Genomic DNA, 712 nt, shown 5'->3' on the forward strand with positions numbered 1-712 from the left:
CTTGTGGCTCTACCGGCCAGGACCCGTTTCCTGTCGGCAACCCACGTTCACATGTAAGCGGGGCCCCAGCCCCCCATACCGTCTAAACCAGCGTTCGACGAGGTTGAGCCACGACGACGATGTCGGGGTGAAGTGAAGGTGGAACCGGGGGTGTTTGTCTAGCCACGCACGGACGTCGTCATGCTTGTGGGTGGCGTAGTTGTCGCAGATCAGGTGGATCTGCAGGTCCTTGGGTACTTGCCGGTCGATGGTCTTGAGGAATTTCAGCCATTCCTGATGCCGGTGGCGGGGCATGCACTCACTGATGATCATGCCGGTCAATACGTCTAGCGCGGCGAACAAGGTGGTAGTGCCATGGCGCTTGTAATCATGCGTCATGGTCTCGCCCCGCCCCCTGACCATCGGCAGCGATGCCTGGGTGCGGTCGAGCGCCTGCACGGAGGACTTCTCATCAGCGCACAAGACGATCGCCTTCTCTGGCGGATTCAGATAAAGCCCAACGACATCGACCAGCTTCTCCTCGAACTTCGGATCGTTGGACAGCTTGAACGTCTCTACCCGGTGGGGTTTGAGGCCCCTCGCCGACCACACCTGCTGCACAGTCGATTTCGACACCCCGCTCGCCGCGGCCATCGTCCTGCAGCTCCAATGGGTTTGGCCCTGCGGGCGGTAGTTCAGTGTCAGATCCACGATCTCGTCAATTTTTTCCTGC

Annotated in this window: 1 pseudogene; it reads right to left on the minus strand. The window is 60.0% G+C overall.

Annotation, left to right across the window (positions count from 1 at the left end):
• Positions 1–81 precede the first annotated feature (81 nt).
• Positions 82–712, minus strand: a pseudogene (locus F6Q13_RS18705) (IS630 family transposase); the annotation flags it as partial.

This window comes from Mycobacterium sp. (assembly GCF_008709575.1).
Lineage (GTDB): Bacteria > Actinomycetota > Actinomycetes > Mycobacteriales > Mycobacteriaceae > Mycobacterium.